Below are 1,059 nucleotides of genomic sequence, written 5' to 3'. Positions count from 1 at the left end.
TTAGAGCGCGTTGCCGCGGGGCAGGACTTCCTCGGGGAACTCAAAGCGCTCGTGCGGCTGGTCCTGCGGCGCCATCCAGGCCCGAATCCCCTCGTTGAGCAAAATGTTCTTCGTGTAGAACGTCTCAAACTCAGGGTCTTCCGCCGCCCGCGTCTCCTGACTGATAAAGTCATACGCCCGCAGGTTCAGCGCCAACCCCACCACACCAATGCTCGACAGCCACAATCCCGTTACCGGCACAAACAACATGAAAAAGTGCAGCCACCGCTTGTTGGAAAACGCTATCCCAAAAATCTGGCTCCAGTAGCGGTTCGCCGTCACCATCGAGTACGTCTCTTCCGCCTGCGTCGGCTCAAATGCCCGAAACGTGCTCGCCGCTTCCCCATCCTTGTAGAGCGTGTTCTCCACCGTCGCCCCATGGATGGCACACAGCAGCGCTCCACCCAACACGCCGGCCACCCCCATCATGTGGAACGGGTTCAGCGTCCAGTTGTGGAACCCCTGGAAAAACAGCAAAAACCGAAAAATCGCCGCCACTCCAAAGCTGGGCGCGAAAAACCAACTGCTCTGCCCCAGCGGGTAAATCAAAAACACGCTCACAAACACGGCAATCGGCGCGCTGAAGGCAATGGCGTTGTAGGGCCGCACCCCCACCAGCCGGGCAATCTCAAACTGCCGCAGCATAAAGCCAATCAGGCCCAGCGCCCCATGGAAGGCCACAAAGGTCCACAGCCCGCCAATCTGGCACCAGCGGGTAAAGTCCCCCTGGGCTTCCGGGCCCCACAGCAGCAGCAGGCTGTGCCCCATGCTGTCGGCGGGGGTGGACACGGCCACCGTCAAAAAGTTGCACCCCTCCAGGTAGGAGCTGGCCAACCCGTGGGTGTACCAAGAGGTTACAAACGTGGTGCCGGTCAGCCAGCCGCCCAGGGCCAAATAGGCGCAAGGAAACAGCAGCAGCCCCGACCAGCCGATAAACACGAATCTGTCGCGCTTGAGCCAGTCGTCGACGATGTCGAACCATCCTCGCTCCTGGCGCGCGCGCCCTACTGCGATGGTCAT

Annotated in this window: 1 protein-coding gene; it reads right to left on the bottom strand. The window is 60.8% G+C overall.

Annotated features, from left to right (window positions below; all coding sequences use genetic code 11):
* A partial coding sequence (gene psbD, locus GG26_RS13630; RefSeq protein ID WP_414391180.1) for a photosystem II D2 protein (photosystem q(a) protein) occupies nt 1–1,059 on the bottom strand: 1,059 nt, incomplete at its 5' end.

Origin of the sequence: Synechococcus sp. 'PEA 65AY6A-5F PE A', assembly GCF_047462575.1 — a bacterium.
Lineage (GTDB): Bacteria > Cyanobacteriota > Cyanobacteriia > Thermostichales > Thermostichaceae > Thermostichus.
This window is presented reverse-complemented; position numbering and strand designations above follow the sequence as displayed.